General features: G+C 59.8%; 11 protein-coding genes. 10 read left to right on the top strand and 1 reads right to left on the bottom strand.

Annotation, left to right across the window (positions count from 1 at the left end; translation table 11 throughout):
• Positions 1–4 precede the first annotated feature (4 nt).
• The 6 genes from G1C94_RS07840 to G1C94_RS06255 all read left to right on the top strand — a co-directional run bounded on the left by G1C94_RS07840 (position 5) and on the right by G1C94_RS06255 (position 9818).
• Positions 5–736 (top strand): hypothetical protein, encoded by a 732-nt coding sequence (locus G1C94_RS07840; RefSeq protein WP_253902356.1) that lies wholly within the window; start codon positions 5–7, stop codon positions 734–736.
• Between the two features lie 310 nt (positions 737–1046).
• Positions 1047–2615: a hypothetical protein gene (locus G1C94_RS06275; protein WP_172146360.1), complete on the top strand. Its 1569-nt coding sequence runs from the start codon at positions 1047–1049 to the stop codon at positions 2613–2615.
• A gap of 82 nt (positions 2616–2697) precedes the next feature.
• Complete coding sequence (srtB, locus tag G1C94_RS06270) at positions 2698–3585, top strand: class B sortase (RefSeq protein ID WP_172146357.1); 888 nt, start codon at positions 2698–2700, stop codon at positions 3583–3585.
• On the top strand, positions 3582–4259 hold the full coding sequence (locus tag G1C94_RS06265; RefSeq protein ID WP_172146354.1) for a hypothetical protein: 678 nt from the start codon (positions 3582–3584) through the stop codon (positions 4257–4259). The genes srtB and G1C94_RS06265 overlap by 4 nt, the downstream gene beginning before the upstream one ends.
• A gap of 77 nt (positions 4260–4336) precedes the next feature.
• Complete coding sequence (lepB, locus tag G1C94_RS06260) at positions 4337–4828, top strand: signal peptidase I (protein WP_216656908.1); 492 nt, start codon at positions 4337–4339, stop codon at positions 4826–4828.
• 103 nt (positions 4829–4931) lie between these two features.
• A complete protein-coding gene (locus G1C94_RS06255) occupies positions 4932–9818 on the top strand; it encodes a beta strand repeat-containing protein (protein WP_172146351.1) in 4887 nt (1628 codons plus the stop codon).
• On the opposite strand, the gene G1C94_RS06250 is transcribed toward G1C94_RS06255, so the two are convergent.
• On the bottom strand, positions 9815–10687 hold the full coding sequence (locus G1C94_RS06250) for a glycosyltransferase family 2 protein (protein WP_172146348.1): 873 nt from the start codon (positions 10685–10687) through the stop codon (positions 9815–9817). The two genes, G1C94_RS06255 and G1C94_RS06250, sit on opposite strands and share 4 nt — an antisense overlap.
• A gap of 53 nt (positions 10688–10740) precedes the next feature.
• On the opposite strand from G1C94_RS06250, the gene G1C94_RS06245 reads away from it, so the two are divergent.
• From G1C94_RS06245 to G1C94_RS06230, 4 genes are read left to right on the top strand one after another with little or no spacing between them, the layout of a single operon-like run.
• Positions 10741–12237 carry an AI-2E family transporter gene (locus G1C94_RS06245; protein ID WP_172146345.1) on the top strand — a complete coding sequence of 499 codons (1497 nt, stop codon included), beginning with the start codon at positions 10741–10743 and terminating at the stop codon, positions 12235–12237.
• Positions 12237–13460, top strand: coding sequence for a glycosyltransferase family 2 protein (locus G1C94_RS06240; protein ID WP_172146342.1), 1224 nt, complete (start codon positions 12237–12239; stop codon positions 13458–13460). The genes G1C94_RS06245 and G1C94_RS06240 overlap by 1 nt, the downstream gene beginning before the upstream one ends.
• A gap of 13 nt (positions 13461–13473) precedes the next feature.
• Positions 13474–14286 carry an ABC transporter ATP-binding protein gene (locus G1C94_RS06235; RefSeq protein ID WP_172146339.1) on the top strand — a complete coding sequence of 271 codons (813 nt, stop codon included), beginning with the start codon at positions 13474–13476 and terminating at the stop codon, positions 14284–14286.
• Entirely contained in the window at positions 14283–15917 is a 1635-nt protein-coding gene (locus G1C94_RS06230; protein ID WP_172146336.1) for an ABC transporter permease, read from the top strand. Before G1C94_RS06235 ends, G1C94_RS06230 begins: the two co-directional genes overlap by 4 nt.

Genomic DNA, 15917 nt, shown 5'->3' with positions numbered 1-15917 from the left:
AATCATGATTCCCAGCATTCCCATTGCAGACTCTATGCACCCGTGGAACATCGTTTATGCGGTTGCCGAAGCTGACATCGCCAGCTCGTGGTTGCTCACTGGAGGGCTTATGGTCCAGCTCCATGCCACTATGGGCGGACTTGACGCGCGGCCCACCACTGATGCTGATTTTCTTGTTGATCTTCTTTCCGATCGGCGAGGCGTCACGAAGATCAGGAATGTACTTGACAAGCGCGGATTTAAAGCACAACCCGGCACGCTGACTGGCTATACGACGCGCATGGCAGCGCCTAACGGCGATATCGTCGATCTTCTGGTTGCTGACCATTTACCTAAATTCCTGAGCAAAGACGCCGCAATCGCCGGCAGTCCGATTCTTTCGATGCCAGGTGGTGCGCAAGCTGTGGAACGCAGCATGTTGATTGAACTGGTCAGCCACGACCGGCATGTCACGATTCGCATCCCTGATTTGCTTGGTGCTTTGGTTCTCAAAAGCGCTGCATATAGCGCCGATCATGCCGGATACGGCGATCGGCACCTCTATGATGCCGCGCTGCTCTCTTCCCTGATTGAAGATCCCGATGCCGAAGTCGAACGGCTCCACAGCAAAACCGATCGAAAACGCCTCAAACTCCTACACGAGAAGCTCGTTGAAGGCTCTCGTTATTGGGATAATCTCGATGAACAGCATGAGCAAAACGGACTTGACGCCATTGAGGTACTCGCTGCTTGGTAGACGGTTTCGCTGTGATGGGGCGGAGGGGGCGAGGGTGAGGTATCTCGCTTACGTGTGGTGGGTTTTTCCCGATATCGCGAGTATGGCCGTTGTGATTCCGCCCCTCCTACTCGCGTTGTTTGCGATTGGGTGCCACACGTAAGCAGGATGGCCCAAGCTGCCGTCTGCTGTCTGTCGTTTGCGCGAGCTGGAAGGTGGGGTGCACCTTCGGGGGGTAGGGGTGTAGTATTAACCCTGAAAAGCCGTGGGTGTGTTGCGAGTTGCAACAGTCATGACACGACGAATTCATCCGACTCTGTAAAGGAGAGATATGCACATGATGAAGCAGATGAAACGCACTCTGGTAGGCGTGACTGCCGTCGCGACTCTGCTGGGGGGGGGCGTGTTTGCGGCCGTAGCTAGTGCCGATAGCACTTTCGATCCCACGGCGACCGCGACAACGAGGGATAACGTCAAGCTGAGCAAGATTATCAATGCTCCTGCCGGTATGGACATCAAGGATGACACGTTCACTTTCACGTTTGTCAAGGCTTGTGATACCGCTGATGGTGTTAAGGAAGGCGCCGATGTCACCGCCGCCACTCTGTGCACCACGGTGAACCCGGCTGATACTTCCACGAGCACTTTCCCCAACATGGGCACGGGTTCCAACACGTCCCGCAACAATACGCTCACTGTGACGGTCGATGCCGCTGTTGATGCGGGCAAGAGCCAGAAGGTGATTACCACTGCGGGCACCGAATTCATTCCGGATGTCAGCAAGACGCTGACTGATGTTGGTTCCTACACCCACGCTGGCGTGTATGTTTACACGGTGACGGAGACCGCGTCCGCCAAGCATACTGGTTCTCCGGATAGCCGTACCATCACGAACTCCCAGGCCAAGTACACCGTGCGCGTGTATGTCGAGAACAGCGCCACCGCGGCTTCCGGTCTGGCCATCACCAATGTGACCGTCGAGCGCACCGCCGTGGACGGCAACGGCAAGGGCGAAAAGATCGGCACCAACGACGCAACCAACGATTTGCACAAGGTCGATCCGACTAAGGTGAAGACCCCGAACACCACGGATCCCACCGCTGACACCGATGCGGAAGGCTTCGAGTTCGCCAACAACTACAGCCAGAATGCCACGCTGCAGATCAGCAAGACCGTGGCCGATGATGCTACTACCACTACCGATAACGGCAATGGCGGCGACAAGCAGAAGCTGTTCAAGCAGACCGCGAAGATCACTCTTCCGGCCACCAGCGTGAAGGACACGGATCAGACGTTCACCGCTTACGTGTACAACAAGTCCGACAACTCGATCGCTGACGCTGTCGCTCCGCGTACTGTCAACGCTTATTCGTTCACTGTGAAGGCTGGTGAGACTGCTTCCAATGAGGTCACGTTCTATCTGCGTCATGGTGAGTATCTCCAGTTCACCAGTGACAGCAGCAAGAACCCGGTTAATACCGCTTTCCCCGCGGCTGATAGGGAAGCTGTGAAGAACCTGCCGGTCGGCACCAAGTATGTCGTGGCTGAGAACGACCGCGCGGTTGTTACCAAGCTCGGCTATACTGCAAGCGCCCAGGTTAACGAGGCCACCAAGACCGATGCCGCTGTCGCAACGGTGACGGATGACACCCCGGTCACTGATGCCTTTAACTTCAGCACCGTTTACACTGGCACCGCCGCTCAGATGCTGGTGAACGACGATTCCGCTTCGGATTACAGCACCACCGGCAACATCACGGCCATCACCAATACCTATACGGCTCCGAACCCGACGGGTATTCTGATTGCGGTGCTGCCGTATGTGTTGATGATTGGTATTCCGGTGGCGGCGTTCGCGGCTTGGTTCGCCATCCGCCGCAAGCGCATGGTTCGCGCCTGAAACCGATAGCATAATCGAATAGAAACTCCGAGTATCCATGTGTGGGGAGGCCGGGCGGAAAGCGGTTCGCGGCGCGAACTTTGTGGTTAACGCCGTGGTGGTCGCCGTCCTGCTCGGTTTCCTCGCCATTGGGTGCTACGCGTTGTGGGATTCCCATCAGGTCAGCACCGCCGCCTCGGCCAGCCAATGGCAGCCGTACAAGCCCGCTCCGAGCAACACCTTGTCGTTCGACGAGTTGCGCGGGATCAACCCGGATGTCAAGGCGTGGTTGCAGGTTTATGGCACGGGCATTGATTACCCGGTGGTGCAGGGCAGGGACAACAATACTTACCTTTCCAGGAACGCGAAGGGCGAGGAGGCGTTGTCCGGTTCGGTGTTCCTGGACGCGAAGAGCAAATCGGACTTCTCCAGTTTCCCGTCCATCGTGTATGGGCATCACATGGAGGACCATCTGATGTTCGGTGATCTGGATGAGTTCGATGCCAAGGATTTCTTCGATGAGCACCAGTACGGCAATCTGTTTTATGACGGTCGTGATTGGGGCGTGGAGTTCTTCGGGTTCCTTGAGGCCGATGCGTATGACGGCAACATTTACCAGACCAATCTTGACGGTCAGGCGGCAAGGCGGGAGTGGCTCAGCTATGTTGAGTCCAAGCTGAAATACCGTCGCGCTTCGGTGTCCGTGGACACCGGCAGCCGTGTGTTGATGTTGTCGACCTGCGCCAGTGAGAAGACCAACGGGCGTTGGGTGTTGCTGGGCAGGATCACCGACGAGACCTACGGGAATCCTTATGTGAAGTGGCCGAACACCGGCACCGGCGTGGACGGGTTCAGGGGATGGTTCGGCATTCCCTGGTACGACTGGCTGCTGATTGCTTTGGCGGCCGGGTTGGGCATTGTGCTGTATGTGACGAAGCGCAAGCGGAAACAGGAAGATGGGCAAGATTCCCCATCCGAAGGAAGCGAATGATGATGAATATGAACAGGCGGGAAGCGCGAAGCGCCTTTGGTGTCGTGCGCATGGTTCCGTGCGCCTTCATTACTCTGGTTGTCGCCGCGCTGTTTGCCGCTTTCGCCATGACTCCCTCCGCCTGCGCCGCGACGCATCGGGCCAGTTTCGGCGTCGGCCAGCGCATCGATACGGATAGTGCCGATATCCGTAAGACTTATGAATATTGCATGGTTGCCGTCAGTGATGGCGCGCCCATGCCCGAAGGCACGGTTGATGGGCGCTATTGCTGGACGATGACGGGCAGCGTCAGCCGGACTGTCGATTTCGACTTTCCGGTGGAGGGCGGTCTGAGTTACGAGTACGCCCTTTACCAGCATGTGACCGACAGGCAGGCGAATTACACCTACGATTCGACCACGTACAGGGTGCGCATTTATGCGATGGGTTACGACGCCGATGGCAATCTGAACACGAAGGCTTTGTTCTATGACGAGCAGGGCAGCAAGTCCTGGGATCCGGTGTGGACGGTGTCCTACAAGGCGCCGCCCGCGCCCGCCGCGCAAGGCCCGTTGGCCAGCACCGGCGCGACGGTGATGTTCTCGCTGTTGCTGCTGTTGTTGCTGTTGGCGTTGCTGTTCATGGCCGTGCGCCGTGTGACGAACCGGCGCTGCGAGCAGCGGGGGACGTTGTGAGACATGGTGTGTCGAGGAGCAGACCGGCTGCATCGGGTGAATCAGTCAGACCGGCTTCCGCGTTGGAACAGGAATATGTGCCGTTGTGGAAGGATTTGTTGCAGCTGTTGCTCAAGGTTGTGTTCATTGCCGTTGCCATTGCGGCGGTGTTCACCTTTGTCTTCGGTGCCTACCGTGTTACTGATACGTCGATGAGCCCTTCCATCAAGGACGGTGATTTGGTGCTTTATTACCGCTTGCATACCAAGTTGCATGCGCAGGATGTGGTGGTGCTTGATTACGAGGGCGCGGCCACGGCCGGGCGCATTGTGGCCGTGGCCGGCGACAAGGTCGACATCACCTCGGACGGGTTGATGGTCAATGGCAGTCACCAGGTCGAGCAGGGCATCGTCCAGGAGACCACGCAGGTGTCGGGCGGGGTCACGTTCCCGTTGACGGTGCCGGCCGGTTCGGTGTTCGTGCTGGGCGACAACCGCGGCACCGCGGTCGATTCGCGTATTTTCGGGTGCGTGCCGGAACACAATATTTACGGGCAGGTCATGGGCCTGTTCCGACGCAGGGGGATCTGATGGACAGCCGTTTGCCGTTGAGTGAATATTTCCCGATGTCGGGGTATCGGAGGAGCACGGACCGGTTTCGTCTGTGCGTTACCGAAGAAAGGCGGGTGTGATCATGCTTCGCAACGTTGAATCTCGCGGGCTCGCCCTTGGCAAGCGGCGGCCTGCCGGCGCCGTGATGGCGACGCTGTTGATGTGCCTGGCCAGCGCGGTCGGGGCGTTCCTTGTGCTGGGGGTTGCCGGCGCGCAGGACGCGTATGCGGCGGATGCGGTGTGTCAGGTGACGTCCTCCGGGAGCAAGTACGACACGTTGCAGGGTTGCGTGGACGCCGCGGCGGAGACCGATACCGTGACGATGCTGGTGGATGCGTATGCGGTGCCGTCCACGGTGATGGTGCCTGCCGGCAAGAGCATAACGGTGTTGCCCAAGGAGGGTGGCACCAAGTTGAGTCCGGCCGCGGCGTTCACGGCGTCTACGTCGATGCTCACCGTGGAGTCGGGGGCGGGTCTGCAAGTGAACGATGGTGTCGGGAGCGATGCGTTTTCGAATCTGGATATCGACCTGACGAGCGGCGCGTATATTTCCGTGGCCGATGGCGGCACCGCGGCGTTCAACGGTTGCACCATCACCTACGCCGATGCCGCGAGCTATATCACCAGCGCGGGCACGTTGGCGTTGAACGGTTGCACGCTTGAGGGCAATCGCGCTTCGAGCAATAACCGCAATCAGCCGGCTGTGAAGATCACCGGTGGTACGGTCATGGCGACGAATACCAATGCGGCGAACTTCTACAATGCGTCGGGCACGGGTGGCGTGTATGGTCTGGACGGCGGGGCCGACCTCACCATTGACGGCGGCACGTATCAGAACAATTACTCGGTGTCGAGTTCGAACCTTACCGACGATGGCTCGGTTATTGGGGGTTCGGTCGCTCTTGTCAAGGGTGGTGCGACGGTCAACCTCCAAGACGGCACCATCACGGGCAATAATTCGCCATCCGACTCGGTCTCCTCAACGCAGTGGGGTAATGCGCCGTTCACTGTGGTCAACGGCACGTTCAATATGACGGGCGGCACCATCACCGCCAATCAAAGTAGTTTTGGCCCGATCACGACTTCAACCAATCCCTCGAATGTGGTTACCATAAGCGGGGGCTCCATCACCGGCAACACAGCGTATTACGACGGTGGTGCCATCTTCATGTTTGGCGGACGGTTGGATGTCAACGGCACTGCGAAGATCACCAACAATAGTGCTGGGCGTTGCAGCGGTGCCATCGAATTGCGCGGATACAACACCTCCGACGTGGCATACATCGGAGGCAATGCTGAAATCACCGGCAATACGAGTTGCACGCGAGAAACTACTCGCACCAGTGGCGCACTCGGCTCGCTCTCCACTACGACCATGAGCATCGTTCACCTCAGCGGCAGTCCGAATATCAGTGGCAACACATGCAATTCCAAGCCGGCGGATCTTGAAGTGCAGGTCAGTGCGGCGAACTATATTGTCGACAGCGATCTCGGCGATAACGCGAAGATCGGCATTTATCCCAATCCTGCCGCTACGTTCGGCGCTGCGGGCAAGACGTTCGCGGTGTCGTCGGCCGCCAGTTCCGGGACGGTGAAGAATCTCGACAAGTTCTTCCTTGACGGTTCGTCCTATTACGGGTGGTCCAATGAGGCTTATGCCGCTTCGGCCACGTCTCAGGACATCGTGTGGGGCAGCGAGCCGGTGTGCCAGGTGCAGTCGAAGAAGGATACGTCCCCTGGGTATGGCAAATACGACACGTTGCAGAAGTGCGTGGACAATTCGGATGCGACCGACACTGTGACGATGCTGGTGGATACTTATGCGGTGCCGTCCACGGTGACGGTGACGGGCAAGAGCATCGTTCTGATGCCCAAGGAGGGTGGCACCAAGTTGAGCCCGGCCACGGCGTTCACGGCGTCCACGTCGATGTTCACTGTGGCGTCGGGGGCGGGTCTGCAAGTGAATGATGGTGTCGGGAGCGATGCGTTTTCGAATCTGGATATCGACTTGACGCGTGGCGCGTATATTTCCGTGGCCTCGGGTGGTACTGCGGCGTTCAACGGTTGCACCATCACCTATGCCAATGCCGCGAGCTATATCACCAGCGCGGGTGACCTGACGTTAAACGGCTGCACGCTTGAGGGCAACAGGTCGACGATCACGCGCACCCAGCCGGCTGTGAAGATCACCGGCGGCACGGCCACGGCGACGAATACCAGCGCGGCGAATTTCAACAACTCGTCGGGCACGGGCGGCGTGTATCGCGTGGAGGGTGCGGCCAACCTCACCATCAATGGCGGCACCTACGAGAACAATTACTCGGCTTCCACGAATTCGGCCACACCGAATATGGGTGGTTCCGTGATGTTCATCACCGGTGGCTCAACGGTCACGTTGCAGGATGGCACCCTCACCAACAACGGGGCATACGAGGCCAATACCTATGCCAATTCAGCGGTTTATATTCAAACGGGTACGTTCAACATGACGGGTGGTTCGCTTACCGGCAACAAAGGTAGCCATGGTGGCGCTATCAGTGCTTGGAATTACGCGGGCAATACCATTAACATTTCCGGTGGCACCATCTCGGACAACCAGGCATGGTACGACGGCGGCGCCATTTATGTCAGCGAGACCGCTAGCAATACGCTCATCGTCTCTGAAAACGCAAAAATTTCGGGCAACTCGGCGAAGCGCAACGGCGGTGCAATCAGTCAGCGTGGCGGAACCCTGACCATTTCCGGCAATGCCGTCATTACAGGCAATAACGTTACGGGCGCGATAGCGCAATCGAATCCCTATTACGGCGCGATTTCATCTCTCAATGCGATGCCCACCGTCCATCTCAGTGGCAGTCCGCAGATATACGGCAACACCTACGGCACAACAGCTGCGGATCTTGAAGTAAGAACCAGTGCGGCGAATTATATTGTCGATGATGATCTGGGGGATGACGCGAAGATCGGTATCTATGCCTATCCTGCCGCCACGTATGGCGTGGCGGGCGCGACGTTCGCCAAGTCTGCGGCCACCAGCTCGTTGACGGTGAAGAATCTTGACAAGTTCTTCCTTGATGGCAGTTCGTACGTCGGGTGGGCCAAGGCGGCTTATGTCGGTTCGGGCACGTATCAGGACGTCGTGTGGGGTGGCGAGCCGGTGTGCTTGGTGGAATCGTTGAAGAGCACTTCGCCTACATATGGCAAGTATGACACGTTGCAGAAGTGTGTGACGGCTTCGGCAGCGACTGATACCGTGACGATGTTGGTGGATGCGTATGCGGTGCCGTCCACGGTGACGGTGCCTGCCGGCAAGAGTGTCGTGTTGCTGCCCAAGGAGGGTGGCACGAAGTTGAGCTTGGCTTCGACGTTCACGGCGGGGACGTCGATGTTGTCGGTGGCGTCGGGGGCGACTTTGCAGCTGAACAACGCCGGTGCCGAGGATAGGTTGACGTTGGACGGTTCGGCCACGACCAACAACAAGGGTATCAACAGCAGCGGCACTCTGAATGTGGGCAGTACGACCATACAGAACTTCACTTATAGTGCCGCTGCCAATCAAGGCGGCGCGGCGATATTATGCAGCGGCGCGACAAAGCTGATGAACGGGGCGACAATCACTGATAATACCGTTTCCAGCGACACGGGATGGGGTGGTGCCGGCGGCATCGGCGTCAACGGCAACAACGCTTCGCTGCTGATCGAGGACGGCGCGAAGGTCACGCGCAACGCCGGTTACGATGGTGGCGGCATTAGTGTGGCGAATGGTGCCAGCGTGACGATGAGCGGCGGTGAGATTTCCGACAATTACGCGAGGAACCCGGCTGGCGGTGTGTATCTGTATTCGACTGGCGGTTCGTTCACGATGACGGGCGGTACCATTACGGGCAATTATTCCAAGAACTATGGCGGCGGCGCGATTTTTGCGCATACCAATTCCACGGTGAAGTTGAGCGGCGGTACCATCACGGGTAATTCCAGTGCCGCCGGCATGAGGGGTGCCGTGGAGATTTATACCAGCACGTCGAAACTTGAGGTGTCCGGTTCGCCGGTGGTGTGGGGCAACTATGTCGGTGGCACGTGGGATGCAACCAATAAAAAGATTTCCGCGCTCGGCACGGTGCAGAAGGACCTGGACAACACCGGCAACAACACGCAGGCGTACATCACGGTGACCGGCGACTTGGATGCCGCCGCGAAGCTCGGCGTGCGCAATGCCGTAGCCGCCGGGCAGCCCGCCGGTGCCCAGTTCGGCACGACCAGCGCTTCGAGCGCTTTGACGGTGAAAAACCTGAGCGCGTTCAAGAACTTGGACAACACGAATCTGTTTGGTGCCGCCGGTGCGAATAACCAGACGATTTGGGCGGGGTATGGCGATGTGCGTGTGTATAAGGGCACGTCGAATAATTACTCCGATAAGCAGCATTTGTTCGAGTTCACCTTGGGTCTGCCTGCGGACACGACGCAGTTGGCGGGGCAGGTGTATGACGCTTCGGGTGCGGCGACGGATCGGTCGTATACGTTCACGGCTTCGGACAACACGTTCGAGTTGCGCGACGGCGAGTATCTGGTGATTGAGAAGGTGCCGTCGGCTTGGGCGATTACGGTGACCGAGTCCGATTCGCGTGCCGTGACGGGCGAGCCGGCCAATTCCCAGCAGTATAAGGCGACCGAGACGGTGACGGCTCCGACGGGCAGCACTTATACGGCCGCGAATCTGCATGCGGTGGCTGCCAGTAAGCAGGTGACCGGCACTGTGGTGCCCACCTACACTTATGATGCGGACACGGATATCTATTCCGCGGATGAGACCAAGTTCAACCGCGCGGACTTCGGCAATGTCACCCTTGACGAGGTGCCCGCCACCGGCGTGCAGGCCACCGACATGCAATACCGCGCCATGGCCCTGGCCGCCGGCCTCGCCCTGGCCCTGCTCGCCGTCGCCCGCCTCCGCCGGCACTCCCGCGCCTAGCGCTCGGGGGCGGTGGCTAGATTTATTTGCTCGTCCCACCACATGCGTTCGGCGGGGTTGATGTCGCGCGCTTCAAGCAGCTTCTGATACACCGGGTACAGTGCGTGCAACCACGGGTACATGACATACATCGTGTTCTCCGACTTGCGCTTGCGCCAATGCTCGGGGTGCGCTTCGAAGGTGTTGCGAAACCGCTTCATATAGGCGTGGAACGACTTGAACGAGGTGTCCATGCGCCGCGCCGAAATGCCGCAGATCATGCTTTGGGAATACACCGTTTTCATCCCGTGGCTCAGCAGATGCAACGACACGTCCACATCCTCGTGCATCACGTCCTCACTGTCGCGGCACACCTCGCCGGCCACCGTGCGCCACGCGCTCGCCCTCAGCGCCATATTCGAACCGAATAGCAGCACCCGCCCGTCGTCGGCGCGATAGGTGCGGCGGCGCACATGGTCGTCACCCATGAGGCTCATGCGCCGCGCGGGCATGTCGTAATAGGTCACCGGCCCGGTGGCGCCCATCGCCTCAGGGTCCTCGCCAAACACGCCCGACACAACCTCAACCCAATCGGGCTTGAGCATGCAGTCGGCGTCGACGCGCCCCAGCACATCGCCGGTGGCCGCATTCAGGCCGAAATTGCGCGTCGGAATCAAACCCTGCTCCTCGTCCTGATGCAACAGGCGCACCGGCGCTTCGGGGCGCTCGGCCATGAAACGCTCAACGATGGCGCAGGTGCTGTCGGTGGAGCGATTGTCGACCACCAACACCTCATGGGGCATGACGGTTTGACGAACCGCGTTGCTCAGACAGTCCGTGATACGTTCCGCTTCATTCCACGCGGGGATGATAATCGAGACGTTCAGCATATCCCCAAGAATAGCAAGTGGGCGTACACACCTCCTCGCTACAATGGGGAACCATGAGCGAACGTTACGACAGCGCGCAGCAGGAGCAACGGTGGGATTTCGACACCCTTTTCCCCGATAAAGGAGATCCGCGCCGCCCGCCCGAATGGTTCGGCCGCGGCCTGCTGTACGTGGCCATCGCCATCATCGTGTTCGCATTCTGCTGGCGCTCGTGGGGGCAGGTCGCCTACCTGATATTCGACATCATCGTCGCGCTGTTCCTCGCGCTCGCCGTCGAGCCGATGGTGTTGGCGCTGATTCGCCACGGGTGGAAACGCGTCGTCGCCTCCATCACTGCGATTCTGTTGCTGTGCGTGGTGGTGGGCGCGCTGCTCGCCATGTTCGGCAACCTGTTCGTCCAGCAGATGATCGGCATGGTGTCCGGCTTGCCGACGCTGTATGAGCAGGTGCGTGACTTCATCATGCAACGCACCACGTTCCAACTGCCCGAGATAAACAGTCTCGGCACGGAAATCTTCAAGAACCTGCAAACCTCGTGGGTCACCAATTTCGCCGGCCAGGCGGCGAGCACCTTGGGCGGTCTGTTCGCCTTCATCCTCGACCTGACCATCGTGCTGACCATCACCTGCTACATCTCCGCCGCCGGCCCGCGGTTGCGCCGCTCGTTCTGCCAGTGGATGGCCCCGCCCACCCAGCGCCGCTTTCTGATGGTGTGGATCGTGACGCAGGATCAGATTTCGTCGTTCCTGTTTTCGCGCACGATTCTGGCGGTGCTCAACGCCTTTTTCACCGCGATTTTCCTGATTATCATGCAGGTGCCCTATTGGCTGCCGCTGGCGCTGTTCTGCGGCGTGGTTTCGCAGTTCATCCCCATGCTGGGCACCTATATCGGCGGCGCACTGCCGGTGCTGTTCGCCTGGACGAGCCAGGGGTTGGGTTGCGCGATTGCCGTGGTGGTGTTCATCACCATCTACCAGCAGATCGAGAACATGATTTTCGCGCCGAAGATTTCGCAGCACACGATGGATGTCAACGAGGCCATCGCCTTTATCGCCGTGCTTGCGTTCGGTTCGCTGTTCGGAGCCTTCGGCGCGTTCCTCGCGCTGCCGATCACCGCTTCCGTCCAGGTGATTTTGCGTGCGTACACGCGTCGTTATGAGCTGGTCGATTCGCCGTTGATGAACGACCCCAAGCCGGACAAGAAGTCCAAGGTGGTCGAGGCCAGCGAGGCGTTCAACGAGCATGTGCTTCAGCCGATTGGCGAACACATTCCGCGTGCGGCCAAGGGGTCCACCAAGAAAGTGCCGGTCAACGACGAAATCCGCCAGTTGCAGGAAGAGATATACGCCATCAATCAACAAGACGATGGCGAGTCGGACGATTCCGCCACCGTCGCCATTCCGCAGGATGTGCTGAAGCGCAACGCCGGGGCGTCTGGCAAGGGGAGTGGCAGCGGCAGTGGCAGCGGCAAGCGAGCGAAACTCAAAGGCGGGCAGACCGACGATTCGGCGGACGAGTCGTCCGACAACCCAAGGGCGGGGTGGCGCTGATGGTGCTACTCGTCGTGCTCGATGTCCTGCTGATGGTCGTCGGAGCCGCCGGTTTGGTATATCAGGGCGCATGCATCGTCATGTCGCTGTTCGCCAAGCCGGTGCAGTTCCCTGAAGCCCCGATGGACAAGCGCTACGCGGTGCTGATCTCCGCGCGCAATGAGGAACATGTCATCTCCAATCTCATCGACTGTATTGACAATCAGACCTATCCCACCGACCTCATCGACATCTGGCTCGTGGCCGACAATTGCACCGACAACACCGCGCAAGTGGTGCGCGACCTCGGCTGCCACGTGGTCGAACGCCACAACACCGAACTCGTCGGCAAAGGCTACGCGCTGACCTATCTGCTCGACCACATGATCGACTCCGGCCTGGCCGACACCTATGATGCCTATTTCGTCTTCGATGCGGACAACAAGCTCGACAAGCGCTACTTCGAGGAGATGAACAACGCGTTCCATTCGGGCTTCAAGATCCTCACCAGCTACCGCAACTCGGTGAACCTGGCCGACAACTGGGTCTCGTCCGGCTCGGCGCTGTGGTTCATCCGCGAATCGAGGTTCCTCAACAATTCGCGCATGCTGTTCGGCTCCAGTTGCCATGTGGGCGGCACCGGGTTCATGTTCTCCAAGGAGATCATGAAACGCAACAGGGGGTGGAAGTTCCACCTGCTGACCGAAGACCTTGAGTTCACGATGGACTCGGTGTTGCATGGCGACCGCGTGGGCTATTGCGGCAGCGCCATCCTCTACGACGAGCAGCCCATCACGTTCGCGCAGAGCTGGCGTCAGCGGCTGCGCTGGAGCAAGGGTTTCTTGCAGGTGTTCCGCTATTACGGGCCGGCGCTGATTCGGCGCGCGGTGCGTGAGCGCGACTTCTCGGCGGTGGATTTCACGCTGCTGCTGTGTCCGTTCACCGTGCTGGGTGTGACGCGCATGGTGCTGGGGTTGCTGTTCGCGGCGTTTGGTTTCGTCTCGTGGCAAAGCCAGCTGGGCGCGCTCGCCAACTGGTCGGGCGGCATCGTGCTGTCGGTGCTGGGCATGATGGCGCTCGCGGGGCTGACCATCGTGGCCGAGCGGCGGCAGATCGGCGCCACCAACAAGGAGCTGCTCGCCTATGTGCTGAGCTTCCCCATTTACATGCTCAGCTACGTGCCGATTTCATTCCAGGCCATTTTCTCCAAAGCCCAGTGGAAACCCATCGAGCACAAGGGCTAGCGAGGCTGATACGATGGGTGTCATGAGTGCAAACGATTCCATGCCCCCCATCACCCCGTTGGATGCGAGCGCCGCCGTGTCGATTCGCGGCCTGTTCAAGCAGTTTGAGAATAAGATTGCCGTCAACGGCCTCGCTTTGGACATTCCGGTTGGTTCGTTCTATGGTTTGGTCGGCCCGAACGGTGCCGGCAAAACCACCACGCTCAACATGGTGACTGGTCTGCTCGTGCCGGACGGCGGCGCCGCGATGATTCTCGGCCATGACGTGTGGCGCGACGTCAACACCGTCAAGCGCATGATCGGCGTCATGCCGCAGCCCAGCCAGATTTTCGACAGGCTCACCGGCCTGCAACTGCTGGTGTATGCGGGCATGCTGCGCGGCATGAAGCGCGCCGAAGCCGTCAAGCGCGCCAACGATTTGCTCAAGGCCTTCGACCTCGAGGCCTCGGCCAACGTCATTGTGGCCGATTATTCAGCCGGCATGACCAAGAAGATCTGCCTGGCCTCCGCGATGATTCACAGCCCGCGCGTTCTGGTGCTGGACGAGCCGTTTGAATCGGTCGACCCCGTTTCCAGCGCAAACCTGAGGGACATCCTGATCGAATACGCCGCCACCGGTGGCACGGTGATCGTCTCCTCGCATGTGATGTCGCTGGTCGAGAAAATGTGCACGCACGTCGCCGTCATCAATCGCGGCCAGGTGTGCGCCGCGGGCACCGTCGAGCAGGTTGCCGCCGGCGAAGACCTTGAAGAGCGCTTCCTGCAACTGGTCGGAGGTCGCCATCAGGCGGCTCAGCTCGACTGGCTCGACGGGGGTGCCCAATGAGTTGTATCGCAACGATTGTGAAGTTGCGCTGGTCGCTGCTGCTGGCCGTCATGCGCAAGTCCGTGGGGCAGACCATCGGCTACGTCATCGCCCTGCTGGCGGCTTTGGGCGTCATCTCCACAGCGGCGAATGTCGGCAATGCGCTCGGCGCCAATCCGGCGTTTGCCGGCCCCGGCGCGCCTTTGTGGGATGTGCTGAACGTGGCGATGGTGTTCGGCGGCTCGCTGCTCACTGTCCTCGTGGTGGTGGTGCAAGTCATGTTTTTGGGTGAGGGTACGGCCGTCAGCCCGCGCATGTTCGCGCTGTATGGCATCAAAGACGGCACGCTGACCTTCGCCCTGTTCATCGCCGGACTGTGCGGCGTCCCCACACTGACCGGCGTGCTGTCGCTGCTGCTGCTCGCCCGGTCATATCGCGGCGCCGGCTCGGCGGCCGTCATCATGGGTGTGGTCGCCGCGCCGCTGGCCGTCATCACCATCATGTGGATATCGAAAGTGGTGATTGCGCTGCTGACCACGCTCGCCAACACCCGTCGCGGCAAAAGCGTGATGTACATCGCGGTGTTTCTGCTGTTCGTGCTGGCTTGCCAGTTGCCCAACATTCTGGTGGGTCCGCAAGATTTCGCTTCGTTCAATGTCAAGCCCCTGCTTGGCTCCTCGTCGGTGCTGGCGTTCACGCCGCTCGGCGCGGCCTTCCAGCTGCCGTTCGACGCGGCCGCGGGCAACTGGGCGGCGGTGGGCGTGCATCTGGCCGTGCTGGTGGCCACGTGGGCGTTGTGTTATCTGTGCTGTTTGTGGTGTTTGAAGAGGGAGCGCCTGTCCGCTGAGAATCACACCGTGGCCACCACCAAAGGCATCGGCGCGTTCGCCTCGGCGCACGACAGCGTCTCCGGCGCGATTTCGGCGCGTTTGGCCACCTATATGCGCAGGGACCCCCGTTTGATTCCGCTGTCCGTCATGCCGCTGCTGTTCGTGCTGCTTTTCGCCGTGCAGTTTCATGACAGCAACACAGCCGTGTGGCAATCGTTGATTTGGGTGTGCCTGTTCCTGTTCATTGCCGAGGGCAACGGCTTGGCCTATGACGGCAACGGTTTCGCCATGGAAGTGCTTAGCGGCGTGCGCGGCATCGACGATCGTCTCGGCCGCGTGCGTGCGCAGATTGTGCTTCTTGTCGCTTATGTGGCGCTGGTCACGGTGGTCGTGTTCGTCATCACCGGAGACTGGCGCACGTCGGGCGGCGTGATGACGGGCTTCACTTTCGCTGCCGCTGGCTTGGGGACGGGCTTGTGCGCGCTGGGTTTTGCCGAGGTCATTTCCCCAGTGCTGATGTATCCGGTGGCTTCGATGGAGCGCCCGATGTCCTCGCCGCAAGGCCACGGCGCGGCGCAATTTTTCCTTCCGCTCCTGCAGTTGCTCGGCGGGCTCGTGCTGATGTTGCCCACCGGCATTGTGGCGGTGGTGCTTGCGTTGGGCGGCGACTGGGCGTCCTGGTATTGGGTGATGTTGCCGGTGTCGCTGGCCAATGGCGTCATCGTGCTCGTGGCCGGCGTTCAGCTGGGCGGCAAACTGCTTGAGAGCCGAATGCTCAAGGTCTTGTCCACGTTGGAATTGTTCGCTTCCCTGCAACACTGA

The sequence above is a fragment of the Bifidobacterium panos genome, from assembly GCF_012932445.1.
Classification (GTDB): Bacteria; Actinomycetota; Actinomycetes; order Actinomycetales; family Bifidobacteriaceae; genus Bifidobacterium; species Bifidobacterium panos.
The sequence above is the reverse complement of the archived record's forward strand: the minus strand, read 5'-3'. Positions and strand labels throughout refer to the sequence as shown.

What these genes read in the sequence shown, in the direction of transcription:
- G1C94_RS07840 (WP_253902356.1), top strand. Translation starts at nt 5, where the DNA reads ATGATTCCCAGCATTCCCATTGCAGACTCTATGCACCCGTGGAACATC.
- G1C94_RS06275 (WP_172146360.1), top strand. Translation starts at nt 1,047, where the DNA reads ATGCACATGATGAAGCAGATGAAACGCACTCTGGTAGGCGTGACTGCC.
- G1C94_RS06265 (WP_172146354.1), top strand. Translation starts at nt 3,582, where the DNA reads ATGATGATGAATATGAACAGGCGGGAAGCGCGAAGCGCCTTTGGTGTC.
- G1C94_RS06255 (WP_172146351.1), top strand. Translation starts at nt 4,932, where the DNA reads ATGCTTCGCAACGTTGAATCTCGCGGGCTCGCCCTTGGCAAGCGGCGG.
- G1C94_RS06250 (WP_172146348.1), bottom strand. Translation starts at nt 10,687, where the DNA reads ATGCTGAACGTCTCGATTATCATCCCCGCGTGGAATGAAGCGGAACGT.
- G1C94_RS06245 (WP_172146345.1), top strand. Translation starts at nt 10,741, where the DNA reads ATGAGCGAACGTTACGACAGCGCGCAGCAGGAGCAACGGTGGGATTTC.
- G1C94_RS06240 (WP_172146342.1), top strand. Translation starts at nt 12,237, where the DNA reads ATGGTGCTACTCGTCGTGCTCGATGTCCTGCTGATGGTCGTCGGAGCC.
- G1C94_RS06235 (WP_172146339.1), top strand. Translation starts at nt 13,474, where the DNA reads ATGGGTGTCATGAGTGCAAACGATTCCATGCCCCCCATCACCCCGTTG.
- G1C94_RS06230 (WP_172146336.1), top strand. Translation starts at nt 14,283, where the DNA reads ATGAGTTGTATCGCAACGATTGTGAAGTTGCGCTGGTCGCTGCTGCTG.